The following is a 26,285-nucleotide window of genomic DNA, read 5'->3' as shown; positions in this document are numbered from 1 at the left end:
TGGCCCTTCCCATCGTCGGGGTCTCGGTGGTCGTGGACGTGCGCCCCAGCTGCCAGGGCCCTGGCAGCGGTCGTGGTGATCGTGCCGGTCGGCTGCGGTCACCGGCGTCGACCTACGCACAGTCCCCGAGCAGGAGGGAGCGCTGTCCACAGGCCGCCGACCGGCACCGGTCGACGCCGGCCCGGGCACCAACGGTGTGGTCAGGCCCGACGGGCCCAGGCACCGCACCGGTGCCGACGAGTGGGCGAGGGCCCGCAGGGAAGGAGTCGACATGTCCGATCACGAGGTGGCCGTAGCCGCCGAGGACGCCGAGGTGTCTCGCGCCAGCGGCGACGAGCGCGGCATGACCACCGCCGAGTACGCCGTGGGCACGGTGGCGGCGGTGAGCTTCGGTGGGGTGCTGATCAAGATCCTCACCGACGAGAACATCCGCAACCTCATCCTCCAGATCATCCTCTGGATCCTGGAGACCATCAGCGGTGTGGTGATGCCCTGACCGGAGCCGGCGGCCGGTGGGCCGGGCCCCGTGCCCGGCCCACCCCGGACGAGAGGAGGACCACGTGGCGGGAACGGGGTGGACCCCACCGCGCTGCGAACGCGGCGACCGGGGCATGGTGACCGCCGAGCTGGCCCTGGGCACGGTGGCGGCGTTGGTGCTGATGGTGCTGCTCGGCGGGTGCCTCGGTCTGGTCGGTGTGCAGCTGGCCAACGGGGCGATCGCGGCCGAGGTCGCCGAGCAGGTGGCCCGCGGGGACGAGGAGGCGGCCGAGCGCGCGCAGCGTCGGGGCGGTGACGACGTCGAGGTGGAGGTGCAGCGCTCAGCCGGCGGGGTGGTCGTGAGGGCGAGCCGGGAGGTCGCGCCGGTCGGTCCGCTGGGCCCGCGCCTCACCATCACGGGCAGCGCGCGGGCCAGCTGGCAGCCGGGGGAGGACGGCTCGTGACGGCGCGGCAGCGGGACGACCGGGGCTCCGGTACGGGGCTGACGCTGGCCGTGGTGGCGGTGCTGGCCCTCGTCGCCTCCGTGGTGGCTCTGGTCGGCTGGGGTGCCCTGGGCGCCCAGCGGCTCCGCAGCGCCGCCGACCTCAGCGCCCTGGCCGGCGCCCGGGCGCTGTCCGAGGGTGGGGACGCGTGCGCGGCGGCGGAGGTGACAGCCCGGCTCAACGAGGTCTCCTTGCGCCGCTGCCGGGTCGACGGGGACGCGGTGACCTTCGTGGTCAGCGTGACCGTGCGGGCCGACCTGGGGTCGCGCGGGCTGGTCCCCTCCCGCACGCAGGAGGCCCGTGCCCTCGCCGGCAACCTGGACGTCGAGTCAGGTCGATGAGTCCTACGGCTGTCCCGGCGGCACGGACGTCACGGCGGCACGGATGTCCCGGCGGAGCAGGCGGACCTCCCCGCCGGGACGCCGTCAACCCCGGGCCAGGTCGACCAGCAGTCCGTGCACCCGGTGGTCGGCGGTGAGCTCGGGGTGGAAGGAGGTGGCCAGCACGCTGCCCTGCTGCACGGCGACCACCCGCCGGCCGCCTCGCCCGTCACCGACCGTGGCGAGCGTGACCGCCCGCGGTCCGAGCCCCTCCACCCACGGGGCCCGGATGAAGACGGCGGGGAAGGGGTCCTCGAGGCCGGTGACCGTGACGTCGGTCTCGAACGAGTCCAGCTGTCGCCCGAAGGCGTTGCGTCGCACGGTGACGTCCAGCCGCCCCAGGGTCCGTTGCCCCGGCGAGCCGTCCAGCAGCCGCTCGGCGAGCAGCACCATGCCGGCGCAGGTCCCCAGCACCGGGGTGCCGTCGTCGAGGAGCTGCCGCAGCGGGTCAACCAGGTCGTAGCGGCGCAGCAGGGTGTCCATGGTGGTCGACTCGCCACCGGGCAGCACGAGCCCGGACAGACCCGCCAGGTCCTCCGGTCGTCGCACCCGTCGCGGCAGCGCGCCGGCCGCGGTCAGGGCCCGGGCGTGCGCGCCGACGTCGCCCTGCACCGCCAGCACGCCCACCACCGGCGACGTCGTGCTCACCAGCCGCGTTCGGCCAGCCGGTGCGGCTGCGGGATCTCGTCGACGGTGATGCCGACCATCGCCTCGCCGAGCCCGCGGGAGACCTTGGCGACCACGTCCGGGTCGTCGTGGAAGGTGGTCGCCTGCACGATGGCCTCGGCCCGGCGCACCGGGTCCCCGGACTTGAAGATGCCCGACCCGACGAAGACGCCCTGCGCGCCCAGCTGCATCATCATCGCCGCGTCGGCGGGGGTCGCGATCCCGCCGGCGGTGAACAGCACCACCGGCAGGCTGCCGGTACGGGCCACCTCCGCCACGAGCTCGTACGGGGCCTGCAGGTCCTTGGCGGCGAGGTGCAGCTCGTCGGAGGGGAGGCCCTGCAGCCGTCGGATCCCGGTGCGGAGGGCCCGCATGTGGGTCGTGGCGTTGGACACGTCACCCGTGCCCGCCTCGCCCTTGGAGCGGATCATCGCCGCCCCCTCGCTGATGCGCCGCAGCGCCTCGCCGAGGTCGGTGGCCCCGCAGACGAAGGGGACGGTGAAGGCCCACTTGTCGATGTGGTGGGCGTAGTCGGCCGGGGTCAGCACCTCGGACTCGTCGATGTAGTCCACGCCGAGGCTCTGCAGCACCTGCGCCTCGACGAAGTGGCCGATACGGGCCTTGGCCATCACCGGGATCGACACCGCCGCGATGATCGAGTCGATCATGTCCGGGTCGCTCATCCGCGAGACACCGCCCTGGGCGCGGATGTCGGCCGGGACACGCTCCAACGCCATCACCGCCACGGCACCGGCGGCCTCCGCGATACGGGCCTGCTCGGCGTCGACCACGTCCATGATCACCCCGCCCTGCAGCATCTCGGCCATGCCGCGCTTCACCCGCGTGGTGCCCGTGGTCGGGCTGGTCTGGGTCTCTGTCATACCTCGACCCTAGGAAGACCCGAGCTGGCTGCGTGAGTCCACTCGTTCCCCAGTGGACTGCTCCACGCTCACCGCCCAGGCCCGCCCATCAGCTCCGCCAACCGGGCGACCGCACCGGCGAGGGTGTCCCGCTGGGCGGTGAAGGGGATCCGGAGATGCTGCCGGCTGGCCTGGTCGGGGGTGAACAGCTCGGCGTGGCTGAGCAGCAGGCCTGCCCGCCGCGCCCTGGCCACGAGCTGACGGGGACGGTCGGCCAGCAGCTCCAGCCACAGCGTCATCCCACCGGTCGGCGTGGTCCAGGCGACGTCGGGCAGCGTGGCCAGCGCCTCCTCGAGCCCGGCGAGGTTGGCCCTCAGCAGCCCCCGCCGGCGCTCGGTGACCTGACCCGCCAGCCCCATCAGCTCACCGGCCAGCAGCTCGTCCACCGCACCTGGCGACAGCAGTCCCGGCGGAGCCGACTCCAGCACCCGGCGCCGCTGCAGCCGGCTCGACCGGATCCAGCCGACCCGCAGGCCGCCCCACACCGTCTTGCTCAGCGAGCCGATGCCGACGACCTTCGGGTGGGCGGACAGGGGTGCGGCCTGCGGGGTGTCCTGCAGCCACAGCGGGCGGAGCGTCTCGTCGCTGACCAGCAGCGCACCCGCCCGCAGCACCTCCGCCACCACCGGGGCGCGCCGGTCCGTCGGCAGCGAGAGACCGGTCGGGTTGTGGTTGTCGGCCTGCAGGTACACCAGCCCCGGACGGTGTCGCCGGCACAGGTGGGCGAGCTGGTCGACGTCCCACCCGTGCGCGCCGGCCGGCCAGCCGACCACCTCCAGGCCGTGCCGGCGGAAGATGTCCAGGGCGGCCGGGTACGTCGGGGTCTCGGTGAGCACCGTGCCGGACGCGTGGTCCACGCCGGCCACCAGCGCCTCGAGCGCTGAGGCGGCTCCCGTGGTGAGGGTCAGCTGGGCGGGGTCGGTGGCCGTGCCGTCCGCGGTGAGCCGGTCGGCGAGCCGCTCGCGCAGCACCAGCGACCCACCCCGTGGCGGCCCGTCGCCGGTCATCGCCTCGGCCAGCGCGCCCTGCTGGAGCCGGGCCACGGCCGCGGCCACCTCGTGCGGTGCCGCGGTGGTGGCGTGCCGCAGGTCGATCAGCGGCCACCCGTCCCCACCGGTGGCCGCGTCCGCCGACCGCTGCACCGTGGACAGCGGGGCCACCGGATCGGCCCAGCGGTCCAGCGGCAGCACCTGCGAGCCGGCGCCGTGACGGGTGCTGAGCGCACCCTCCCCGCGCAGCAGGTCCAGCGCCCGCACCACCGTCACCCGGCTGACCCCCAGCCGCTCGGCCAGAGCCCGCTCGCCCGGCAGTCGCGACCCGATGGCCAGGTCACCACGCTCGATCCGCCGGCTGATCAGGGCCGCGACCTGCTCGGTCCGGGTGCCGTCGGCCGGGTCGAGGTCGCCGGGATGCCACATGGGTCCATTCTGCGGCCACTGGACCGCCGGCAGGACGACGTCCGGCGCGGAGCCGGGCCGCCGAGGCTCCCCAAACCGTCGGCCGGGACGCGTTCAGCGCCCGAGCACCGCCGCGAGCAGGCGGGCCGCCGCGGGCTTGTCCAGCAGCTGGTTCTGGTTGCCGCACTTGGGCGAGACCACGCAGGCGGGGCAACCGGTCTCGCAGCGGCACTCGCGCAGCCGCGACAGGGTGGCGGTGAGCCACTCCTCGACGTGCTCGTAGGCGTGCTCGGCGAAACCGGCGCCGCCGGGATGGCCGTCGTGGACGAAGATCGTGCAGGCCCCGGTGTCGGGGTGCAGCACGGTCGACAACCCGCCGATGTCCCACCGGTCGCAGGGTGCGAAGGCGGGCAGCAGGCCGATCGCGGTGTGCTCGGCCCCGTGCGCCGCCCCGGCCAGCGCCAGGTCCGAGAGGTCCAGCTCGTCCAGCACGCTCTCGTCCACGGTCACCCACATCGACTGGGTCCGCAGCACCCGCGGCGGCAGGTCGAGCGGGGTGGAGTCCCACACCGTGCCGGTGCGGGCGTCGCGGCGCAGGTAGCCGGTCACCTGCGAGGAGACCTCGACGTCCCCGAAGTGGATCCCGGCCCGGGGCAGCCGGGCGGCGCGGTGCTCGGCCAGCACCCCCACGTCGCGGACCGACTGGGCCTGGGTCCGGTACGGCGGGTCCTCGACGTGGACCAGGCACTCCCCGCGCTCGTGGTCGTAGGCCTCGACCACCCACACCTCGCCGCGATGCAGGTAGACCGCGCCCTCGTGCAGGCTGGCGTCGGCGCTGCCCGGATCGGCCTGGCCCACCACCTTGCCGGTGGCGGACTCCACCACCTCGACCTGCCGGCCGCCGCTGCCGCGCAGGTCGATCGAGTCCACCGCCCGGTCCGGGCGGGTCCAGAACCAGCCGCGCGAGCGTCGTCGCAGCACCCCCTGGGCCGCCAGCTGGTCCGCCGTCGCCGCCATCGACGGCCCGAACCAGCGCTCGTCCTCGGGCCGGAGCGGGAGCTCCTGCGCGGCCGCGGCCAGGTGCGGACCGAGCACGTAGGGGTTGCCCGGGTGCAGCACGGTCGCCTCGACCCGCCCCGAGAACACCATCTCGGGGTGGTCGAAGAGGTACAGGTCGAGCGGGTCGTCGCGGGTCAGCATCGTCACCTCCGCGTCCCCGCCCCGGCGCCCGGCGCGTCCGGCCTGCTGCCAGAAGGCGGCCATCGTGCCGGGGTAGCCCCCGATCACCACCGCGTCCAGGCCGGCCACGTCGATGCCCAGCTCGAGGGCGTTGGTGGCCGCGACCGCCCGCACCGAGCCGTCCTGCAGCCGTGCCTCGATGCTGCGCCGCTCCGTGGCCAGGTAGCCGCTGCGGTAGGCCTCGACCAGCGGGAGACCGTCCCCGGCCGCCGTCCGGAGCCCGAGCTCGGCCAGCCGGTCCTGGGCCGACAGCGCCACCAGCTCGCACCGCAGCCGGGAGGGCACGAAGGCCAGCGCCTGCTCGCCCCGGCTCACGTGCTCCACCAGCGCCGTCGCCGCCGCGTCGTCCACCCCGCGCTCGGGTCGCCGCAGGGTGATGCTGATCCGACCCCTCGGGGAGGTGTCGTCGTCCACCACCGCCACCTCCTCGGGCTCCACCCCGAGCAGCCGGGCGGTGGAGCGACGGGGGTCGGCCGTGGTGGCCGAGGCCAGCACCACCACCGGGTTCGCACCGTGGGACTCGCACAGCCGCCGCAGCCGCCGCAGCACCGCGCTGACGTGGGCCCCGAAGACGCCCCGGTACCGGTGGGACTCGTCGACCACGACGTGGGTCAGGGAGCCCAGCAGCCGCGACCAGCGCGCGTGGGAGGGCAGCACCGAGCGGTGCAGCATGTCGGGGTTGGTCAGGACCAGGTGGGCGTGCTCGCGGGCGAAGCGGCGCTCTCCCTCGCTGCTGTCGCCGTCCAGCGCCCCCACCCGCCAGCCGTCGACCCCCAGGGCCTGGCAGGCGCGGAGCTGGTCGTGGGCCAGGGCCTTGGTGGGGGAGAGGTAGAGCGCGGTGGGCCGGCGCAGCCCGCGGATGGCCGCCGCCACGTCCCCGCCCGCCGCCGGCCGCCGCGGCTCGAGCGCCTCGGCCAGCAGCGGCATCAGGTAGGCCAGCGACTTGCCCGAGGCGGTGCCGGTGCTGACCAGCGTGTGGCGCCCCGCCCGGACCGACTCCGCGGCCTGCACCTGGTGCCGCCACGGCCGCTCGATCCCGCGCCGGGACAGGGCGGCCACCGCCGCCTCCGGCAACCAGGTCGGCCACTCCGCCGTCACCGGGGCGCGTGGGGCCAGCACGTGGACGTGCGACAGCGGCCGGTCGTCCACCGGGAGGGGGAGGACCGCCTCGTGCGGCCGGTCGGTGATGGTCATCGTCAGCAGCCTGACACGGCGCACCGACAGATCCGAGCACCGCGCGCCGGCCCGTCGGTGAGACCAGTACCTCTGTGGTTATATGTCCCCGCCCGCGTTCACCGTAGAGCTGCCGCCAGGAGTGCCCATGCCCATCACCCTCGACGGGTCCAACCTCACGATCGTGGCCGTGATCGCCGCGATCGCGGCCATCGCCGTGGCGATGTCCCTCGTGTTCCGGGGGGAGGTGCTGAAGGCCGCCGAGGGCACCGCCAACATGCAGCGGATCGCCCTGGCCGTCCAGGAGGGCGCCGCCGCCTTCCTGGGCCGGCAGTTCCGGACCCTCGGCGTCTTCGCCGTGGTCGCGTTCGTGCTGCTGTTCCTGCTGCCGGTGCACGGCGAGGCGAACGAGCTGCTGCTCAAGGTCGCCCGCTCCCTGGCCTTCCTCGTCGGGGCCGGGTTCTCCGCGCTGATCGGCTACATGGGCATGTGGCTGGCCGTGCGGGCCAACGTCCGCGTCGCCGCCGCCGCCCGCGACGCCGGCCGCGAGCCGGCGATGCGGATCGCGCTGCGCACCGGGGCCAGCGTCGGCATGGCCACCGTCGGCCTCGGCCTCTTCGGTGCCGCTGTCGTGGTGCTGCTCTTCCGCGGTGACGCCCCCACCGTCCTCGAGGGCTTCGGCTTCGGGGCCGCCATGCTGGCCATGTTCATGCGCGTCGGCGGCGGCATCTTCACCAAGGCCGCCGACGTCGGCGCCGACCTCGTCGGCAAGGTCGAGCAGGGCATCCCCGAGGACGACCCGCGCAACGCCGCCACCATCGCCGACAACGTGGGCGACAACGTCGGTGACTGCGCCGGCATGGCCGCGGACCTCTTCGAGTCCTACGCCGTGATGCTGGTCGCCTCCCTGATCCTCGGTCGCGCCGCCTTCGGCGAGGCCGGTCTGGTCTTCCCCCTGATCGTGCCGGCCATCGGCGTGGTCACCGCCCTGATCGGGGTCTACCTGACCCGCCCGCGCGCCGGGGAGAACGGGCTGCGCACCATCAACCGCTCCTTCTACCTCTCCGGCATCATCTCCGCGGTCCTCTGCGCCGTCGCGGCCTACGCCTACCTGCCCGGTGACGCCGCCGCCCTGGGCACCAGCGCCGAGTTCAACGGCCTGGTCGACGACCCCCGCCTGCTGGCCATCGGCTCGGTGGTCATCGGCATCGTGCTGGCCATGGTCATCCTCAGCCTCACCGGCTACTACACCGGCACCGAGGACCGCCCCGTCCGCGACGTCGGCCGCACCTCCCTCACCGGGGCCGCCACCGTCATCCTGGCCGGCATCTCCCTCGGCCTGGAGTCCGCGGTCTACACCGCGCTGGTGATCGCCGCGGCCGTCCTCGGCGCCTTCGCCCTCGGCGGCGGCGGGGTGGTCGGCCTGTTCGCCATCGCCCTGGCCGGCTGCGGTCTGCTCACCACGGTGGGCGTCATCGTCGCCATGGACACCTTCGGCCCGGTCTCGGACAACGCCCAGGGCATCGCCGAGATGTCCGGCGACGTGGACGGCGAGGCCGCCCAGATCCTCACCGAGCTCGACGCCGTCGGCAACACCACCAAGGCCATCACCAAGGGCATCGCCATCGCCACCGCGGTGCTGGCCGCCACCGCCCTGTTCGGCTCCTTCACCGACGCCATCGCGACCGAGCTCGGCGACGGCTACTCCCGCTTCGTCGAGGCCTCCGTGGTCTACGCCCCGACCACCCTGGTCGGCATCGTGATCGGCGCCGCGGTGGTGTTCCTCTTCTCCGGCCTGGCCATCAACGCCGTCGGCCGGGCTGCCGGTGCGGTGGTCTACGAGGTCCGCCGCCAGTTCCGCGAGATCCCCGGGATCATGGAGGGCACCGGCAAGCCGGAGTACGGCAAGGTCGTCGACATCGTCACCCGCGACTCGCTGCGCGAGCTGGCCACCCCCGGTCTGCTGGCCATCTTCGCCCCGGTGGCGGTCGGCTTCGGGCTCGGTGCACCGGCGCTGGCCGGCTACCTGGCCGGGGCCATCGCCTGCGGCACGCTGATGGCGGTCTTCCTGGCCAACTCCGGTGGCGCATGGGACAACGCCAAGAAGCTGGTCGAGGACGGCAACCACGGCGGCAAGGGGTCGCTGGCCCACGAGGCCACGGTCATCGGCGACACCGTCGGCGACCCGTTCAAGGACACCGCCGGCCCGGCCATCAACCCGCTGATCAAGGTGATGAACCTGGTCGCGGTGCTGATCGCCCCCGCGGTGGTGGGGCTGTCCACCCTCGGCTCGGACTCCCCGCTGCGCTTCGTCATCGCGGGCATCGCCACCGCCATCGTGGTCGTCGCGGTGGTGGTCAGCAGCCGTCGCGGCAGCACCATGGAGGACGGCGCCCCCGGGCCCGGCCCGACCACGGGGAACGTCAGCGACCCGGCCGAGACCGAGCCGGTCCGGGAGCGCTGAGGCCGCCCGACCCCACGGCGTCGCGCCGGTCACCCCTGCGGGTGGCCGGCGCGTCCGCGTCCGGGGGCAGCGGGCTCCTGCCGCGAAGGCCCCGACGGCACCCCGTGACAGGGCGTCGACCCTGACCTAGGTTGTCCGGTACCCCATCCCGCGAGGACGCCGGCGGTCCGCCCCGGACGCCCTCGCCTCCCACCCCCGGAGGCTCCATGAGTTCCCTGACCCGCCCCCGTGCCCGGCGCCTGACCCTGGCCGCCAGCGGCATCATCTCCATCACCGGGCTCTGCCTGGCCGGCCTCGCCGCCCCCACGGCCGGCGCCGCACCCACCGCCGACGGCGAGCCGATGAGCTACGTGGTCAACACCCGCCCCAGCGCCCAGCAGACCGCCCGCGCCGAGCAGGCCGTCGAGGCCGCCGGCGCCACGGTGGTGCAGTCCTGGCCGCAGATCGGCGTGGTCATCGCCCACTCCGACTCCGCCAGCTTCCGCACCGACGTCCGCCAGGGCCGCCTCGGGAACGCCGTGGTGTCCGTCGGCGCCACCCGGACCGCCGCCCTCGAGGTCCCCGAGAGCGAGGCCGGTCCGCAGCTGCGCACCGCCCGCGCCGGCGCCACCTTCGAGGAGCGCCAGGGCGTGAGCGTGGAGGCCGTCGCCGCCGACCCGCGCGAGGGCGAGCAGTGGGACATGGCCCAGATCGGGGCCGACGTCGCAGGCGACGGCAGCCCCGACGTCGCCGTGGCCGTGCTGGACAGCGGCATCGACGACGACCACCCCGACCTGGCCGGTCAGGTGGACGCGGCCAACTCCGTCGGCTGCACCGACGGCGGCGTCCCCGACACCAGCCGTGAGGCGTGGATCCCCACCAACAGCAGCCACGGCACCCACGTGGCCGGCACCATCGGGGCCGCGCGCAACGGCGTGGGCATCGTGGGCGTCGCACCGGCCACCACCCTCACCTCGGTGAAGGTGGTCAACGACGACGGCTTCATCTACCCCGAGTACGCGATCTGCGGCTTCGTCTGGGCCGCCGACCACGGCGCCGACGTCACCAACAACAGCTACTACATCGACCCGTGGATGTTCTGGTGCGGCAGCGACCCCGACCAGGCTGCGGTCAAGGACGCCGTCACCAAGGCCGTGAGGTACTCGGAGAAGAAGGGCGTGGTCAGCGCGGCCGCCGCCGGCAACTCCAACTACGACCTGGCCGACAAGACCACCGACGCCTCCAGCCCCAACGACACCACCCCGACCCCGCGGGAGCTGGACGCCAGCTGCATCGACATGCCCACCGAGATCGAGGGCGTGGTCACCGTGGCCTCCAACGACATCAACGTGCTGAAGTCGAGCTTCTCCAACTACGGCGAGGGCGTCATCGACGTCACCGCCCCCGGCAGCCGCATCCTGTCCACCGTCGACGGCGGCGGCTACGCGATCTACAACGGCACCTCGATGGCCTCCCCGCACGCCGCCGGCGTGCTGGCCCTGCTGGCCGCCGAGCACCCGAAGGCCAAGCCGGCCAGGCTCGTCGCCATGCTGCGCGCGCAGGCCGACGACGTCCCCTGCCCCGCCGACGCCCGCTGCACCGGCAGCACCGAGGACAACGCCTTCTACGGTGACGGCCTGGTCGACGCCGACGAGGCGACCGGGGACGAGCAGCAGGACTGACCCAGGACGCCGACCGGCCTCCGTCGTCACCACGACAGAGCCGGGCGGAACCCGCGGACGCCGACGGCCCGGCCCCCACCAGGGGACCGGGCCGTCGGGCGTCCAGGAGCGGGATCAGGCCGGGACGGCGACCTTCTCCTGGCTGACCACGTCGCTCGGGTCCTCGTCGGACTCGATCGAGCTGACGTTGGCCGCGTTGTAGCGGTCCTCGTCGAGCAGGCCGTTGCGCTTGGCCACGATGACCGGGACGAGCGCCTGGCCGGCCACGTTGGTGGCGGTCCGGATCATGTCCAGGATCGGGTCGATGGCCAGCAGCAGGCCGACACCCTCCAGCGGCAGGCCCAGGGTCGACAGGGTCAGCGTCAGCATCACCACGGCACCGGTCAGACCGGCGGTGGCGGCTGATCCGACCACGGCCACGAAGGCGATCAGCAGGTAGTCCTGGATGCCCAGCTGGATGCCGAACAGCTGCGCCACGGTGATGGCCGCCAGCGCCGGGTAGATCGCCGCGCAGCCGTCCATCTTGGTGGTGGCCCCGAACGGCACCGCGAAGGAGGCGTAGTTCGGGGAGACCCCGAGGTTGCGGGTGACGACGCGCTGGGTCAGCGGCAGGGTGCCCACCGAGGACCGCGAGACGAAGGCGAACTGGATCGCGGGCCAGGCGCCGGCGAAGAAGCGGCGCGCGCTCAGGCCGTGCGCCTTGATCAGCACCGGGTAGAGCACGAACATCACGATCGCGCAGCCGACGTAGACGTCGATGGTGAAGACCGCGAGCGGGCCGATCAGGTCCCAGCCGTAGTTGGCCACGGCACGCCCGATCAGGCCGGCGGTGCCGATCGGGGCGAGCCGGATGACCCACCACACCAGCTTCTGGACGATGGCCAGCACGCTGCGGTTGAAGTCCAGGAAGGGCTCGGCCTTGTCGCCGGCGGCCAGGGACGCGGCCCCCAGGGCGATGCCCAGGACGACCAGCTGGAGCACGTTGAACGACAGCGAGACGCCGCCGTCGCTGGAGCTGGAGGCCTCCAGGCCGAGGATGTTGCCGGGGATGATGGAGGACAGGAAGTCCGTCCAGCTGCCCTGGGTGGAGGGGGCCTCGGCGCCGGCGGTGTCGATGGTGGCGCTGGCGCCGGGGTTGGTCAGCAGACCGAGGGTGATGCCGATGACCACCGAGATGAGCGCGGTGATGGCGAACCAGACCAGCGTCTGAAGGGCCAGCCGGGCGGCGTTGGTGACCTGGCGCAGGTTGGCGATCGAGACGATGATCGCGGTCAGCACCAGCGGCACCACGATCACGCGGAGCAGGCCGACGAAGGTGCTGCCCACGGTGGACAGCAGGGTGGTGAGCCAGCCGAGCTCGAGGTTGCGGGCCAGGAAGCCCAGCGCGATGCCGACGGCCAGACCCAGGAGCACCTGGGCCCAGAAGGGGAAGCGTGCCCGGCGCGCGGTGGGCGCGGGCTCGACCGGGGTCCCGGTCGTGGATGAGGACATGCGGGTGGCGCCTTTCGGAGTTGGGAAGCCCCGGGGCAGCACGCGCTCAATCGGGAGCAGAGGGCGCCAGGGGCGAGGAGGCTGGACGAGGGGTCAGCGACAACCGGCGCTGTCGATCAGCGCCAGGTCGATGTGTCGCCGCCGGCACAGCGGGACCCACACCCGGGTCGTCATGAGCGCGACAACCTCGGCTCGCGGGACCCTATTCCCCCCTGCACCGGATTCGCCAGGACTTCTTCTACGCCCCTGCCAGACGCGACCCGCCCGCCACCACCGGTCACCACTGCGCACCACGCCGGCCACCTACCCCCACTTCGCCCCCTCTTCGAGCACTTCGCCCCGCATATAGGCGGCGCGAAGTGCCCGTAGAGGGGGCGAAGTGCTCGTCGGGAGGGCCACCGCAGCAGGTGCCGACCCGGGTCACGTGCCCACCCCGCCCATCTGGCCCCGCGTCCGCCGGTCACCACTGCGCACCACGCCGGCCACCAACCCCCACGTCGCCCCCTCTTCGGGCACTTCGCCCCGTATATAGGCGGGGCGACGTGCCCGTAGAGGGGGCAACGTGCTCGTAGGGGGAAGGGCCGCCGGGCCGCGGAAGGGCCGCCGGGCCGCAAGGGCGAGCAATCGCAGCGGGCCGGGCGCGCGTGAGGCGAGGTGGGCCGGGGGTGGGAGGTCGCGGCCGGGGTGGGAGCGGAGGGGGTGGCCTAGGTTCGGGGGCATGACCGACGACGCCGTGACCGCCCCGCTCGACGACACCCGGGCCCTGCGGCTGCGCGACCGGCTGGAGACCGCCGGCTGGCGCACCGACACCGTGCTCGGGCTGATCGGGCCCGCCGGACAGGCCGGGCTGGGTCGCAACTCCACCGTCCCGGCCGAGCGGGCCCTGGGCGACGACCGCTCACCGGTGGCCACCCTGACCCGGTTCTGGCTGCTGCAGCGGGAGGTGGCCGAGGAGGACCTGCGCGCCGCCCTCGGAGCCAGCACCGACGACCTGCTCGCGGCCGGGATGGCCGAGGTCTCCGGGGGACGGGCCCGCGCCCTGGTGGACGTCCGCCCCTACGCCAGCGACGACGACGGCGCCGGTGGCTGGCTGGTGTCCGACCTCACCCCCGGGCTGGACCAGCAGGTGGCCCCGATGCGCGGGGACTACGTGCTCGGCGCCTCCCCGGCCTCCACCACGCTGGCCCAGCTGACTCTCCGGCGACCGGTCGACCGGGCCCTGGACCTGGGCACCGGCTGCGGGGTGCAGAGCCTGCACCTGGCCCGGCAGGCCCGCTCCGTGGTGGCCACCGACCTCAACCGCCGCGCCCTCTCCCTGGCCCGGCTGACCTTCGCCCTCGGCGGCACCCGGACCACCGCCGGGGAGGAGGTGCAGCTGCGTCTCGGCAGCCTGTACGAGCCCGTGGACGGGGAGCTGTTCGACCTGGTGGTCACCAACCCGCCCTACGTGATGGCCCCGCCGTCCGCGGAGGGCGAGCGGCTGGTCTACCGCGAGGGCGGTCTCACCGGCGACGAGCTGGTCCGCCGCGTGGTCACCGGCGGCACGGCGCGGCTGGCCCCGGGCGGCACCCTGCAGGTGCTGGCCAACTGGGCCCACCTGCGCGGCGAGGCCTGGCAGGACCGGCTCGCCGGCTGGGTCGAGGGCACCGGCTGCGACCTGCTGGCGCTGCAGCGCGAGGTCCTGGACCCGGCCGAGTACGTCGAGCTGTGGCTGGCCGACGCCGGTCTCTCCGGCGCCCCGGACCACCGCCGTCGCTACGGGGAGTGGCTGGACTACTTCGAGGCGCTCGGGGTCGAGGCGGTCGGGATGGGCTGGATCAGCGTGCACCGGGCCGAGCGCACCGTCCCCCAGGTCGAGGCCGTGGACTGGCCGCACGCGGTCGAGCAGCCGGTCGGGCCCGCCTTCGCCCGCCACCAGACGGGTCTCAGCTGGTCGTTGCTGCCGGAGTCGGAGCTGGAGGCCGGACGCTGGCAGCTCGCCGCCGACGTCGTGCAGGAGACCACCGGGGCGCCCGGGGCGCCCGACCCCGAGCACATCGTGCTGCGTCAGCAGACCGGCTTCCGCCACGCCACCCGGGTGGAGACCGCGGCCGCCGCCGTGCTCGGCGCCTGCGACGGGGAGCTCCGGCTGGGTCAGGTGCTGGACGCGGTGGCCGTGCTGCTCGAGACCGAGCCCGCGGACGTCCGCGCCGAGGTGCTGCCCGAGGTGCGCCGGGCCCTCCGCGAGGGGCTGCTCGAGGGATCCGCCCCCTCCTGACCGGTCAGCCCCCTGCGACCGACCGGGGACGAGCCTCCAGATGGCCGGCCTGGCCGGGGTGCACGGCGCCCCCTGTGTGCGAACCGGCTGCGACTACGCAGCAGGAGTGCACACCGTGCCAACGGTCATCGGGAGCGGCTGGCGGCCCGCCACCCCCGGCGGCGCCACCACTCGCTCCGATGACGGCCCCCTCGACCCGCCACGGACGTCGCCACCGGGCGCTCGGCGACGGGGTGGGTCCCGGGCGCGGGGTTGGGTACAGCCGGGGTACGTCCCGACCAGGAGGTTCCCCGCATGTCCGACACCGACACCAACCACGTCGCCGGCACCCACCGCACCGTCGCCCCCGTCACCGCCGCCGTGGTCGGCTGCGTCTTCCTGCTGGTGGGCATCCTCGGCTTCGTGCCCGGGGCGACCACCGGGTTCGACGGCATGTCCTTCGCCTCCCACGAGTCCGAGGCGATGCTCCTCGGCGTGTTCCAGGTCTCGGTGCTGCACAACATCGTGCACCTCCTCTTCGGCGTGGCCGGCCTGGTGCTGGCGCGCCACCACGCCTCGGCCCGGCGGTACCTGCTCTGGGGTGGCGTGGTCTACGCGGTGCTGTTCGTCTACGGGCTGGTGGTGCCCGAGGACTCGGCCGCCAACTTCGTGCCGGTGAACGCGGCCGACGACTGGCTGCACCTGGGTCTGGCGGTGCTGATGATCGGTGCCGCGCTGCTCACCCGGCTGCGTCCGACGGAGGTGCGCGTCTCCGACGCCGCCTGACCGGGACCGGCCCCGGGTCGCACGGCCCCGCCCCTTCGGGCGCTCACCGCCGCACGGTTGGGGGTACGGTGTCCAGCGTGCCGCCGGGGGAGCGGTCCGGCACCCGGGGTACGGAGAGGAATCAGTGGCAACGACAACACGTCGACTCGTGATCGTGGAGTCGCCGACCAAGGCGACCAAGATCGCCAGCTTCCTGGGCGACGGCTACGTCGTGCAGTCGAGCCGAGGCCACGTCCGCGACCTCCCGACCGGCGCCGCCGACGTGCCGGCCAAGTACAAGGGTGAGAAGTGGGCGCGGACGGGAGTCGACGTCGAGCACGACTTCGAGCCGCTCTACGTGGTCCAGCCCGACAAGAAGGGCACCATCCGCGACCTCAAGACCGCGCTCAAGGACGTCGACGAGCTGCTGCTCGCCACCGACGGTGACCGCGAGGGCGAGGCCATCGCGTGGCACCTGCTGCAGGAGCTCAAGCCCAAGGTCCCGGCCATGCGAATGGTCTTCCACGAGATCACCCCCAGCGCCATCGCCGAGGCGGTCGCCAACCCCCGCGAGCTGGACACCGACCTGGTCGACGCCCAGGAGACCCGACGGATCCTCGACCGCCTCTACGGCTACGAGGTCTCCCCCGTGCTGTGGAAGAAGGTCATGCCGCGGCTGTCGGCCGGCCGCGTGCAGTCGGTGGCCACCCGCCTGGTGGTCGACCGCGAGCGCGAGCGGATCGCCTTCCGCAGCGCCTCCTACTGGGACCTCGACGCGGTCCTCGCGGCGAGCGCGGAGGACGCCGGCGACGAGCAGCCCGCCTTCGGGGCCCGCCTGACCCACGTCGGCGAGCGCCGCATCGCCCAGGGCCGTGACTTCGACTCCCGCGGCCAGATCGTCGCGTCGAAGGGATCCGGCTCCGCCGGCGACGTCCTGCACCTGGACGAGACCACGGCGCGCGAGCTGACCTCCCGGCTGGAGACGGCCAGCTGGTCGGTCTCCTCGGTGGAGGCCCGGCCCTACACCCGCAAGCCCTACGCCCCGTTCCGCACCACCACGATGCAGCAGGAGGCCGGCCGCAAGCTCGGGTTCACCGCCCAGCGCGCGATGTCGGTGGCCCAGGAGCTCTACGAGGGCGGCTTCATCACCTACATGCGTACCGACTCGGTGACGCTGTCCAGCACCGCGGTGGAGGCGGCCCGGGCCCAGGTCCGCCAGCTGTTCGGCTCGGAGTACCTGCCGGAGAAGGCCCGCGTCTACACCTCCAAGGTGAAGAACGCCCAGGAGGCGCACGAGGCGATCCGCCCGGCCGGTGACTCCTTCCGGACCCCGGCCCAGACCGGGCTGCGCGGTGACGCCTTCCGCCTCTACGAGCTGATCTGGATGCGCACCGTCGCCTCCCAGATGGCCGACGCCCGCGGGCAGTCGGTCCGGGTCGAGATCGCCGCCGCCCCCCAGCAGGGCGAGGCCTGCACGTTCGTCGCCTCCGGTCGCACCATCACCTTCCACGGCTTCCTCAAGGCCTACGTGGAGGCGGTCGACGAGGCCGACGGCGCCCAGTCCGACGACGCCCAGGCCCGGCTCCCGCAGCTGGCCGAGGGCCAGTCGCTGGAGGGCCGCGAGGTCACCGCGTCCGGTCACGAGACCAAGGCGCCGGCCCGCTACACCGAGCCGTCGCTGGTGGCCAAGCTGGAGGAGCTGGAGATCGGCCGCCCCTCCACCTACGCCTCGATCATCCGCACCATCACCAGCCGCGACTACGTCTTCAAGAAGGGTTCGGCCCTGGTGCCGACCTGGCTGGCCTTCGCCGTCACCCGGCTGCTGGAGCAGCACTTCTCCAAGCTGGTCGACTACCAGTTCACCGCGGACATGGAGGACACCCTCGACGAGATCGCCGGCGGGCGCGCGGACCGGCTGGCGGTGCTGAGCGACTTCTACTTCGGTGTCGCCGCGGACGCCCCGAACCCCGACGAGCACCGGGTCGGCGCGGCCGGGGGCCGGCAGGGGCTGGCGGCGCTGGTCAGCGAGCTCGGCGACATCGACGCCCGAAAGCTGTCGACCTTCGAGGTCGGCGACGTCGACTCCGGGATCGTGGTCCGGGTGGGTCGCTACGGCACCTACGTGGAGGACACCGAGGAGCGCCGGGCCAACGTGGCCGACGACCTGCCCCCCGACGAGCTGACCGCCGAGCTGGCCCGCGAGCTGCTGAGCAAGCCGATGGGCGAGGAGCGCGAGGTCGGCACCGACCCCGGGACCGGGCGCACGGTCGTGGCCCGCAACGGCCGCTTCGGCCCCTACGTGACCGAGGTGCTCGAGGAGGACGCGCCCAAGAGCGCCAAGCCGCGCACCGGCTCGCTGTTCCAGTCGATGAGCGTCGAGGAGGTCACCCTGGAGCAGGCGCTGCAGCTGCTCAGCCTCCCCCGGGTGGTCGGCACCGACGCCGAGGGCGTGGAGATCACCGCGCAGAACGGCCGCTACGGGCCGTACCTCAAGAAGGGCACCGACAGCCGATCGCTCAGCAGCGAGGACCAGATCTTCGACATCACGCTGGACGAGGCGCTGGCCATCTACGCCCAGCCCAAGCAGCGGGGTCGGGCCGCGGCCAAGCCGCCGCTCAAGGAGCTCGGGCCGGACCCGGTCTCCGGGGCGCCGATGGTGGTCAAGGACGGCCGGTTCGGGGCCTACGTCACCGACGGGGAGTACAACGCCACCCTGCGCCAGGGCGACGACATCGAGACCCTGACGCCGGAGCGCGCGGCGGAGCTGCTGGCCGACAAGCGGGCCAAGGGACCGGCCAAGAAGCCGGCCAAGCGCACCGCCAAGAAGGCGGCGCCCACCAAGTCGGCGGCGAAGAAGACCACGGCCCGGAAGACGACGGCGGCGAAGACCACCGCCGCGAAGAAGACGACGGGGCGGGCTCCGGCGAAGAAGGCGGCGGCGAGCCCGTCGGACAACGGCTGAGCCGATGGCCCGCGCCACCGACGCCGAGCGCTCGGCGAGCCTCCGCCCGCGCTACTTCGAGCTGCCCTTCGGCGTGTCCGGGCAGCGGCTGGTCCGTCCCGACATCGGGCTGGTCAGCATGGTCTCCCGCGGACCGGAGCACTCCTACGGCCTCGACGTCACCATCCTCGACGCCGGGGACCTGCGGCTGACCCGGGCCGGGGTGACGCTGGCCCACCGGGTGGCCGACCAGCGGGGCGAGTGGTACCTCTCCGCCCCCGGCTGGGCCCCGCACCTGCCGGTGGAGATGGTCGAGCCGATGGGTGACGCCGACCTGCCCACCTCGATCGCGGAGCTGGTGCTGCCCTTCCGCCGGCAGGCCCCGCTGACCCCGGTGGCGGCGTTGCACTGCGAGCGCTCGGAGTTCGTCATCCGGGGCCCCAAGCGCGAGGTCCGGGCGCGGCTGCACGACGACCGGGTCACGGTCCGGCGCGGCGGGGTCACCGTCTCCCGCTACCGCGAGGTGACGCTGCAGCCGGTCGACCTGACCCGCAAGCAGCTGGGCTGGTTGACCGAGGCCCTGCAGGGGGTCGGCGGGACCCGCGTCGACGCGCTCCCGCCGCCCGGCAGCCGGCTCGGGGTGCCGGCCTCGGGGCTGGGCCGCTGGAGCGGCAGCGAGTGGGACACCGGCACCGACCTCGAGGGCTTCGTGACCGCCATGGTGACCGCCCGGCTGCGGGAGTGGTTCACCGCCGACCTCGCGCTGCGCGCCGGCGGGCAGCAGGACACGACCGGGCTGACCGAGGTGCTGGCCGGGCTGCGCGGTGAGCTGCGCGGGCTGGCCCCGGCGCTGGAGCCGCGCTGGGTGGAGGACGTCGACGAGGAGTTCGACTGGCTGATCGGCGCGCTCGGCGGGCTCTCGCCCACCACCAGCAGCGTCGTGAAGGCCCCCGCCGTGCTGAGCAGCCAGCGCTACCTGCGTCTGCTCGACGTGGTCGTGCAGGCCTCGAACGTGCCCCGGCTGGGTGGCGCCGGCTCGGCACCGGCCAGCGAGGTGCTGGCGATGTCGGTGCAGCAGTCGGTGGAGTCGTTCCTCAAGGCCGGCCGCCGGCTGAGCCCGACGTCGCCGCCGGCGGACTGGGCCGGGCTGGCGCTGCTGGCCGACCAGGCCCACGCCGCGGCCCTGGTGGCGCGCCGCAACCTGCCCACCTGGGCCCGTCGGGTCGACAAGCGGGTGCGGCGGCTGTCGGACCTGCTGCCCGGCTGCGTGGACCCCCAGCTGGAGGTGATCGAGCGCTCCGTGGACGAGCTCGGGCCGCAGCAGGCGTTCACCGCCGGACGCCGCTACGAGCAGCTGATGATCGCGCAGAGCCGGGCCCGCCGGGAGCTGCTGTCCCAGTGGGCGCAGGGCCAGACCAGGCTGCGAGCGGCCACCAGGGCCTCGTGGTGAGCCAGCCCGGTCTCTTCGTCGTCCTCGAGGGCGGTGATGGCGTCGGCAAGTCCACCCAGGTGCGGCTGCTGGCCGACCGGCTGCAGGCCTCCGGTCGCGAGGTCGTCCTCACCCGCGAGCCGGGCGACACCGGGGTCGGCGCCCGCATCCGGGCCCTGCTGCTGGACCCCGCGCACCCGGAGATGGCCCCCCGCACCGAGGCGCTGCTCTACGCCGCCGACAAGGCCCAGCACGTGGCCGAGGTGGTGCGTCCCGCGCTGGCCCGCGGTGCGGTGGTGGTCTGCGACCGCTACGTCGACTCGATGCTGGCCTACCAGGGCGCGGGTCGGGTGCTGGCTGCCGACGAGGTGGAGCAGGTCGCCCGCTGGGCCACCGAGGAGCTGCGCCCGGACCTGACGGTGCTGCTCGACCTGGACCCGGAGGAGGCCGTGGCCGCGATCGCCGGCAAGGACCGGCTGGAGGCGGAGTCGGTGGAGTTCCACCGGCGGGTCCGCGACGGCTTCACCCGCCTGGTGGCCCGCGACCCGGGGCGCTACCTGGTGCTGGCGGCCCGGGGCAGCCGCGCCGAGATCGCCGAGGCCGTCTGGGAGCGGGTCAGCGGCGAGCTGTCGGTGCCGGGTGGCACGGTGGTGCCATGACGCTCGTGCCCGGTGGTCTGCCGATGCCCGTGGCCGCGCCCCCGCCGCCGGCGACGGAGCCGCTGGCCGGGGTCTGGCGCGACCTGGTCAGCCAGCAGGGGCCGGTGGCCACCCTGCAGCGGGCCGTGGCCGGTGAGCGGCACGCGATGAGCCACGCCTGGCTGTTCACCGGGCCGCCCGGGTCGGGCCGCTCGACCGCCGCCCGCGCCTTCGCCGCCGCGCTGCAGTGCCCGCGGGGGGGCTGCGGGGAGTGCGGGGAGTGCCGCACCACCCTGTCCGGGGCCCACCCCGACGTCACGCTGGTCCGCACCGAGATGCTCTCCATCGGCGTGGACGAGGTCCGCGAGCTGGTCCGCCGGGCCGCGATGAGCCCCACCCTGGGACGACGCCAGGTGCTGGTGGTCGAGGACGCCGACCGGCTCACCGAGCGCGGCGCGGACGCGCTGCTGAAGAGCATCGAGGAGCCGGGCCCCAAGACGGTCTGGCTGCTCTGCGCCCCCACCGCCGACGACGTGGTGGTGACCATCCGCTCCCGCTGCCGGCTGCTCACCCTGGCCACGCCGCGGCCGGCCGACGTGGCCGCACTGCTGCACCGCCGTGACGGGGTGGACGAGGCGCTGGCGGCCCACGTGGCCCGGGCGGCCCAGGGCCACATCGGGCGGGCGCGGGTGCTGGCCCGTGACGAGGCCGCCCGGAACCGCCGCCGCGAGGTGCTGATGATCCCGGCCGGGCTGAAGAACCTGGGCGCCTGCCTGAACGCGGCGGCGAACCTGGTCGAGGCCTGCGCCGAGGAGGCCCAGGCCGCCACCCAGGCCGTCGACGCCAAGGAGCGCGGCGCCCTGGAGGAGGCGCTGGGCTTCGGGTCCAAGGGGGCCCGACCCCGGCAGGCCGCGGCGGCGCTGAAGGAGCTGGAGGACCAGCAGAAGGCGAGGGCCAAGCGGTTCCAGCGCGACGCCATCGACCGCGCCCTCACCGAGCTGACCGCCTGGTACCGCGACGTGCTGGCGCTGCAGATGTGCCAGGCCCGGGAGGCGGCACCGGAGCTGGAGGGGCGTCCGGGGCCGGAGCTGGTGAACTCCGAGATGCGGGCCGAGGTGGCTGCGGCCGCCCGACGCGGCACCGCCGAGAACACCCTGCACCGGATCGACGCGTTGCTGGCGTGCCGTCAGGCGCTGGAGACGAACGTCGCCCCGCTGCTGGCGGTGGAGGCGCTGATGATCGCCCTGGTGGAGGGCTGAGCCGGGCCCGGACGGGCGCCGACACTCCGACGGGGGTCCGGGCCCGACGCTGCGCCGGTTGCGACAATCGGGGCTGACCGCAGGTTCCCCACTGCAGCGACAGAAGGAGTGCTCCATGAGCGCCACCGGCCCCGAGAACAGGTCCGCCTCCGCGGACGACACCACCCCCGACGCGCGCCCGTCGACCTCCTCCGGCAACGGTGCCGTACGAGCCGAGCCGCTGACCGGGCCGGCCGGTGCGGACGCCGACTCGACCGAGACCACCGCCCTGCCACGGGCCGAGGCGGCCTCCGCCAGCGGCTCGCGCTCCGACCAGCTGCGCGGCGAGGACCGTCCGCGCGAGGACCACCCGCGCGACGACCGTCCGCGCGAGGACGGCCCGCGTGGCGACCTCTCCCGGCAGGGTGGTTCGCGCGGCGACGCCGACTACGAGCCGACCACGGTGATGCCCGGCGGCGCGACCGCCGCGACGGCCGCCACGTCCTCCTCCACCACCCGCGACCGCAGCCCGGCGGTGGACACCACCGAGCGGGACCGGGCCAGCGAGCGGGCCGCCGCCAAGGCCGAGCGCCAGCGGGCGCTGGGGGTCAAGAGCCAGCCCACCCCCGTCGAGGAGCCGGCCGACCCCACCCCGACCAAGCACAACACCGACCGCTTCCTGGGCTCCCTCGGGCTCTTCCTGCTGCGGCTGGTGACGGCGGCGGTGATCGGCGTGCACGGCGTGCAGAAGCTGCTCGACCTCGACGGCACCACCCAGTTCTTCTCCAGCACCGCGCTGCCCTACCCCGAGGTGCTCGCCGTGGTGACCGCGGTGGCCGAGGTGCTGATCGCCCTGGCCCTGGTGCTGGGGCTGCTGGTCCGGGCCGCCGGTCTCGGCGTGCTGCTGGTGGCCGTCGGCGCCCTGGTGTTCGTGCTCTGGCTCCAGAACCCGTTCCAGGCCGGTCAGCCCGGTTTCGCCGGTGAGGGCGAGCTGCTGCTGGCCGGGATCGGCCTGCTGTTCATCTGCGTCGGTGGTGGCTGGTGGGGCATCGACGCGGCGATGCGCCGCGGGCGCGCCCGTCGCAAGGCCGGCGCCTGACCCTCCCCGCTCGTCCTGCGACGCCCCGGCCCCCTCGGAGGTCCGGGGCGTCGTCGCGTCCCGGGCCGTCAGCCCAGCAGCAGTGCGAACGAGATCAGCACCACGACCAGCACCACCGCCGTGGCACCGACCAGCAGCGGGACGCGCCAGTCCCGTCGTCGGCGCTGCGGCGGTGCGGCGGTGCGGCGCGGGGTGACCGACGTCGGGGCCGCGGCACGGGACACGGCCGGCGGCACCGGGTCCGGGCGCCCGCGACCGGCGGGAGGCGGGGGAGCGGCCAGCAGCTCGGCCACCGGGCGGGAGAGGATCGTCTCCACCTCGGTCTCCGACCACGGGTGCGGTGGCTCGACGGGGTCCAGCCGCAGCAGGCCGAGCACCCGCGTCTCGGCGTCGGGGGGCAGCTGCACCAGCAGCTGGTGCGTCACCCGGTGCTCCAGCTCCTCGTTGGAGGGTGACCGGCCGCGGCGCAGGCTCACGCCGCTGGCGCGGGCGAACCGGGCGGTCAGCCGCAGCCCGCGGGCCAGGCTGATCCGGGCCGAGCGGGGCACCGTCTCCGTGCGCAGCTCCTCGAGCGCGTCGACGAGGTCCCCGAGCTCCGGGCGCGGGTCGGCACCATGGGCGAACAGCACCAGGCAGCCGCCGAGCCCGGCGCCGGCGGTGTGCGGCCAGAGGTGGCCCAGGACTGCTCCTACGGGCGCGGAGGGGACCAGCCGGCCAGCCGCGAGCTGCCAGCGCGACCCGGTGTCCAGGGCCCCGGAGGCCAGAACCCCCGGGTCGTCGGCGTCATCGGGGCGCTCGCCCGGGGCGAGGAGGTTGGCCACCTCGGCGCGCACCGGGGCGATGTCGGGCAGCCCCAGCCCGAGCCGCACGACCACTGCGCGGGCCGGCCCTCCGTCGGGGGCCCAGACCCAGGCGCCGTCCGTGAACGACCCCAGCGGCTCGTCCACCAGCGGGATCCGGACCGACGACGCCGCCGCCACGTCCGCGCGGAGGCGGTCGGCGTCCGAGCCGCGGTGCTCGGCCAGGGGGACCAGGGCGACGGGGGTGGGCACCGGGCCAGCATAGGGAGGCCGTCCGGCCGCCCCGGACGGTGCGGCCACGTAGGGTGAGCGGGTGCCGACGACCACCACCCGCACCGCACGCGGACCGTTCCCGGTGCTGTGCGTGCTGGTGGCGCTCCTGCTGGTGGCCTGCACCCCGGGTCGGTCCGGTCCCGGCGGTGACCCTTCCTCGGGGGCCCCGTCGGCCAGCACGTCGTCCTCCCCGTCGGCCGAGGACGAGAACCCCGACCGGCCGGACCCGCAGGTGCCCGACGTGCGTCCCGAGGGATTCGTCGACCCGCCGCCCGGGAGCGGCCTGCAGCGCTACGCGGGGCAGACGCCGGCCTGGACGCCCTGCGAGGCGCACCAGTGCGCCACGGTCAAGGTCCCGCTGGACCACGGCGACCCCGACGGGCAGGCCATCACCCTGAGCCTGCTGAAGGTGCCGGCCACGGCCGAGCCGCGGCTGGGCACGCTCTTCGTCAACCCGGGCGGCCCCGGGTTCGGCGGCACCGGCACGGCCAAGGACTTCACCCGCACCGGCCTGGAGCAGTACGACGTCGTGGGCTGGGACCCGCGCGGCGTCGGCGGCTCCACCCCGGTGCGCTGCTTCCAGGGCGAGGACGTCGACGCCTACATGGCCCTGGACACCTCGCCGGATGACTCCGCCGAGCGCCAGGCGCTCGTGGTGGCCAACCGCTCCTTCGGCCAGTCCTGCCTGGAGCGCTCGGGGACCCTGCTGCAGCACATCAGCACCCTGGACACCGTCCGCGACCTCGACCTGCTCCGACAGATGGTCGGGGACGAGAGGCTCAGCTACCTGGGCTACTCCTACGGCACCTACATCGGCTCGGTCTACGCCGAGCTGTTCCCCACCCGGGTCGGGCGGCTGGTGCTGGACTCGGCGGTCAACATCAGCGAGGAGGAGGACGTCACCCAGGCGGTCGGCTTCGACCGGGCCCTGACCAGCTTCGCCGACTGGTGCGTCGCCCGGGGCTGCCAGCTGGGCAGCAGCCGGGAGGAGGTGCTGCAGGGGATCACCACGATCTTCGACGCCACCGACGTCCAGCCCATGCCCACCCGCTCCGAGCGCCGCCTGACCCAGTCGCTGGCCGTCACCGGCGTGGTGGTGCTGCTGTACTCCGAGCAGAGCTGGCCGCAGCTGCGCGAGGCGCTGGAGCTGGCTGCGGACGGCGACGGGGACGCGCTGCTGTTCTACGCCGACGCCTACAACGCCCGCGGCGAGGACGGCCAGTACGGGCAGAGCACCTTCGCCTTCCCGGCGATCTCCTGCGTCGACCGGCACGACGAGGGTCTGGACCAGGCGCTGGAGGACTGGGAGAGCGACGAGGAGGTGGCCCCGATCTTCGGGCGCTACTTCGGCCCGGCGCTGACCTGCCCGGTCTGGCCGGTGGCGCCGAAGGTGCTGGAGGAGCCGATCCGGGGGGCGGGTGCGGACCCGGTCCTGGTGGTGGGCACCACCGGGGACTCGGCCACGCCGTACGAGTACGCGGTCTCGATGGCCGACCAGCTGGAGTCCGGTCACCTGCTCACCCTGGAGGGCGAGGGTCACGGGGCCTACGGCGACGGCAGCACCTGCATCGACCAGGCGGTGGTCGGCTACCTCGTGGAGGGGACGCTGCCGCCGGAGGGGACCCGTTGCCGTGAGTGAGGCACCGAAGTGGACGTCCACCGCCGGGGAGCAGGCGACGCCGCCGGGGCCGGTGCTGCTGCTCTGCGCCCACGGGACCGACAACCTCGAGGGGCGGGCCGTGGTGGACGCGCTGGCCGCGAGGGTGGCCGCGCGCGGGGTGCGGGTGGAGCAGACCTGGGTCGACGTCCAGTACCCCCAGGTCGAGGAGGTGCTGACGGGACTGGTCGGCGCGGGGGAGCGGGTGGTGGTGGTGCCGGCGCTGCTGTCGGCCGGCTACCACACCCAGGTGGACATCGCCGGGGCCGTGGCCGCCCACCCGGGACGCGCGCTGGCCACCGCGGCCCTGGGACCGGACCCCCGGCTGGCGGACCTGCTGCACCGGCGGCTGGTCGAGGCCGGCGCCGAGCCCACAGACGCCGTGGTGCTGGCGGCGGCCGGGTCCAGCCGCGGTGAGGCCGCCGAGGCCGTGCGCGAGGTGGCGGCCCTGCTGGAGCAGCGCTGGGGCGGTCCGGTGTCGGTCGGGTTCGGGGCGAAGGCCGAGCCGTCGGTGGCCGAGGCCGTGCGCGCGGCCCGGGTGGGGACGTCCGGCCGGGTGGTCATCGCCTCCTACCTGCTGGCCCCCGGCTTCTTCCACGACCGGCTGGTCGACCAGGGGGCCGACGTGGTGACGGCGCCGCTGGGGGTGGCCGAGGAGCTCGACGAGATCGTGCTAGCCCGCTACCGGAGCGAAGCGAACCTGTGAATCCCTGAGAGAACTTTGGTTTCCTCTCACCGTCTGCTTACTGTGTGCACGGCCCCGCGGTCCTCGCGGAGCCACCCGGGGGTTCAGCAAGGCCACCGGGTTGCGTGACGCGTGCCGACCCGCCTTACCCCA

20 protein-coding genes are annotated in these 26,285 nt (G+C 74.4%); 14 read left to right on the top strand and 6 right to left on the bottom strand.

Going from position 1 to position 26,285, the window contains the following annotated elements; all coding sequences use genetic code 11:
- Window positions 1-271 precede the first annotated feature (271 nt).
- The 3 genes from BLT52_RS00860 (at window position 272) to BLT52_RS00850 (ending at window position 1,321) form a co-directional block, all read left to right on the top strand.
- Window positions 272-496: a DUF4244 domain-containing protein gene (locus BLT52_RS00860; RefSeq protein ID WP_090589723.1), complete on the top strand. Its 225-nt coding sequence runs from the start codon at window positions 272-274 to the stop codon at window positions 494-496.
- A gap of 64 nt (window positions 497-560) precedes the next feature.
- A complete protein-coding gene (locus tag BLT52_RS00855) occupies window positions 561-941 on the top strand; it encodes a TadE family protein (protein WP_157676901.1) in 381 nt (126 codons plus the stop codon).
- Window positions 938-1,321: an Rv3654c family TadE-like protein gene (locus BLT52_RS00850; RefSeq protein ID WP_090589719.1), complete on the top strand. Its 384-nt coding sequence runs from the start codon at window positions 938-940 to the stop codon at window positions 1,319-1,321. Before BLT52_RS00855 ends, BLT52_RS00850 begins: the two co-directional genes overlap by 4 nt.
- 84 nt (window positions 1,322-1,405) lie before the next feature.
- Here BLT52_RS00850 and pdxT read toward each other — a convergent pair whose 3' ends face one another.
- From pdxT to BLT52_RS00830, 4 genes are all read right to left on the bottom strand, one after another.
- Window positions 1,406-2,008, bottom strand: coding sequence for a pyridoxal 5'-phosphate synthase glutaminase subunit PdxT (gene pdxT / locus BLT52_RS00845; RefSeq protein ID WP_090589717.1), 603 nt, complete (start codon window positions 2,006-2,008; stop codon window positions 1,406-1,408).
- Window positions 2,005-2,907, bottom strand: coding sequence for a pyridoxal 5'-phosphate synthase lyase subunit PdxS (gene pdxS, locus BLT52_RS00840; protein ID WP_090589715.1), 903 nt, complete (start codon window positions 2,905-2,907; stop codon window positions 2,005-2,007). Before pdxS ends, pdxT begins: the two co-directional genes overlap by 4 nt.
- Window positions 2,908-2,975: 68 nt before the next feature.
- Window positions 2,976-4,364: an aminotransferase-like domain-containing protein gene (locus BLT52_RS00835; RefSeq protein WP_090589713.1), complete on the bottom strand. Its 1,389-nt coding sequence runs from the start codon at window positions 4,362-4,364 to the stop codon at window positions 2,976-2,978.
- A 93-nt stretch (window positions 4,365-4,457) separates the two neighbouring features.
- Complete coding sequence (locus BLT52_RS00830; protein ID WP_090596153.1) at window positions 4,458-6,776, bottom strand: DEAD/DEAH box helicase; 2,319 nt, start codon at window positions 6,774-6,776, stop codon at window positions 4,458-4,460.
- 127 nt (window positions 6,777-6,903) lie between these two features.
- Here BLT52_RS00830 and BLT52_RS00825 point away from each other — a divergent pair, with 127 nt between their 5' ends.
- A complete protein-coding gene (locus BLT52_RS00825) occupies window positions 6,904-9,219 on the top strand; it encodes a sodium-translocating pyrophosphatase (RefSeq protein ID WP_090589710.1) in 2,316 nt (771 codons plus the stop codon).
- A gap of 206 nt (window positions 9,220-9,425) precedes the next feature.
- Entirely contained in the window at window positions 9,426-10,880 is a 1,455-nt protein-coding gene (locus tag BLT52_RS00820; protein WP_090589708.1) for a S8 family peptidase, read from the top strand.
- A gap of 114 nt (window positions 10,881-10,994) precedes the next feature.
- On the opposite strand, the gene BLT52_RS00815 is transcribed toward BLT52_RS00820, so the two are convergent.
- Window positions 10,995-12,371 carry a dicarboxylate/amino acid:cation symporter gene (locus BLT52_RS00815; RefSeq protein ID WP_090589706.1) on the bottom strand — a complete coding sequence of 459 codons (1,377 nt, stop codon included), beginning with the start codon at window positions 12,369-12,371 and terminating at the stop codon, window positions 10,995-10,997.
- Window positions 12,372-13,089: 718 nt separating this feature from the next.
- On the opposite strand from BLT52_RS00815, the gene BLT52_RS00810 reads away from it, so the two are divergent.
- The 7 genes from BLT52_RS00810 (at window position 13,090) to BLT52_RS21630 (ending at window position 22,717) form a co-directional block, all read left to right on the top strand.
- A complete protein-coding gene (locus BLT52_RS00810) occupies window positions 13,090-14,628 on the top strand; it encodes a DUF7059 domain-containing protein (RefSeq protein WP_090589704.1) in 1,539 nt (512 codons plus the stop codon).
- A gap of 294 nt (window positions 14,629-14,922) precedes the next feature.
- On the top strand, window positions 14,923-15,393 hold the full coding sequence (locus BLT52_RS00805) for a DUF4383 domain-containing protein (RefSeq protein WP_090589702.1): 471 nt from the start codon (window positions 14,923-14,925) through the stop codon (window positions 15,391-15,393).
- 124 nt (window positions 15,394-15,517) lie between these two features.
- Window positions 15,518-18,334, top strand: coding sequence for a type I DNA topoisomerase (gene topA, locus BLT52_RS00800; RefSeq protein WP_090589700.1), 2,817 nt, complete (start codon window positions 15,518-15,520; stop codon window positions 18,332-18,334).
- Between the two features lie 4 nt (window positions 18,335-18,338).
- Window positions 18,339-19,763, top strand: coding sequence for a CYTH domain-containing protein (locus BLT52_RS00795; RefSeq protein ID WP_090589698.1), 1,425 nt, complete (start codon window positions 18,339-18,341; stop codon window positions 19,761-19,763).
- Window positions 19,760-20,401 (top strand): dTMP kinase, encoded by a 642-nt coding sequence (tmk, locus tag BLT52_RS00790; RefSeq protein ID WP_231946435.1) that lies wholly within the window; start codon window positions 19,760-19,762, stop codon window positions 20,399-20,401. Before BLT52_RS00795 ends, tmk begins: the two co-directional genes overlap by 4 nt.
- A gap of 23 nt (window positions 20,402-20,424) precedes the next feature.
- Window positions 20,425-21,639: a DNA polymerase III subunit delta' gene (locus BLT52_RS00785; protein WP_090596151.1), complete on the top strand. Its 1,215-nt coding sequence runs from the start codon at window positions 20,425-20,427 to the stop codon at window positions 21,637-21,639.
- A 115-nt stretch (window positions 21,640-21,754) separates the two neighbouring features.
- On the top strand, window positions 21,755-22,717 hold the full coding sequence (locus BLT52_RS21630) for a DoxX family protein (RefSeq protein WP_090589692.1): 963 nt from the start codon (window positions 21,755-21,757) through the stop codon (window positions 22,715-22,717).
- A 68-nt stretch (window positions 22,718-22,785) separates the two neighbouring features.
- Here the strand turns inward: BLT52_RS21630 and BLT52_RS00775 are convergent, their stop codons facing one another.
- Window positions 22,786-23,769 carry a hypothetical protein gene (locus BLT52_RS00775; RefSeq protein ID WP_090589690.1) on the bottom strand — a complete coding sequence of 328 codons (984 nt, stop codon included), beginning with the start codon at window positions 23,767-23,769 and terminating at the stop codon, window positions 22,786-22,788.
- A gap of 61 nt (window positions 23,770-23,830) precedes the next feature.
- Here BLT52_RS00775 and BLT52_RS00770 point away from each other — a divergent pair, with 61 nt between their 5' ends.
- Window positions 23,831-25,429 carry an alpha/beta hydrolase gene (locus BLT52_RS00770; RefSeq protein ID WP_090589688.1) on the top strand — a complete coding sequence of 533 codons (1,599 nt, stop codon included), beginning with the start codon at window positions 23,831-23,833 and terminating at the stop codon, window positions 25,427-25,429.
- Window positions 25,422-26,153 (top strand): sirohydrochlorin chelatase, encoded by a 732-nt coding sequence (locus BLT52_RS00765; protein WP_197679140.1) that lies wholly within the window; start codon window positions 25,422-25,424, stop codon window positions 26,151-26,153. Before BLT52_RS00770 ends, BLT52_RS00765 begins: the two co-directional genes overlap by 8 nt.
- The last annotated feature ends 132 nt before the right edge of the window (window positions 26,154-26,285 follow it).

The sequence above is a fragment of the Auraticoccus monumenti genome (assembly GCF_900101785.1).
Lineage (GTDB): Bacteria > Actinomycetota > Actinomycetes > Propionibacteriales > Propionibacteriaceae > Auraticoccus > Auraticoccus monumenti.
Note: the sequence above shows the minus strand (reverse complement) of the source record. Positions and strands in the feature narration are given on the sequence as shown.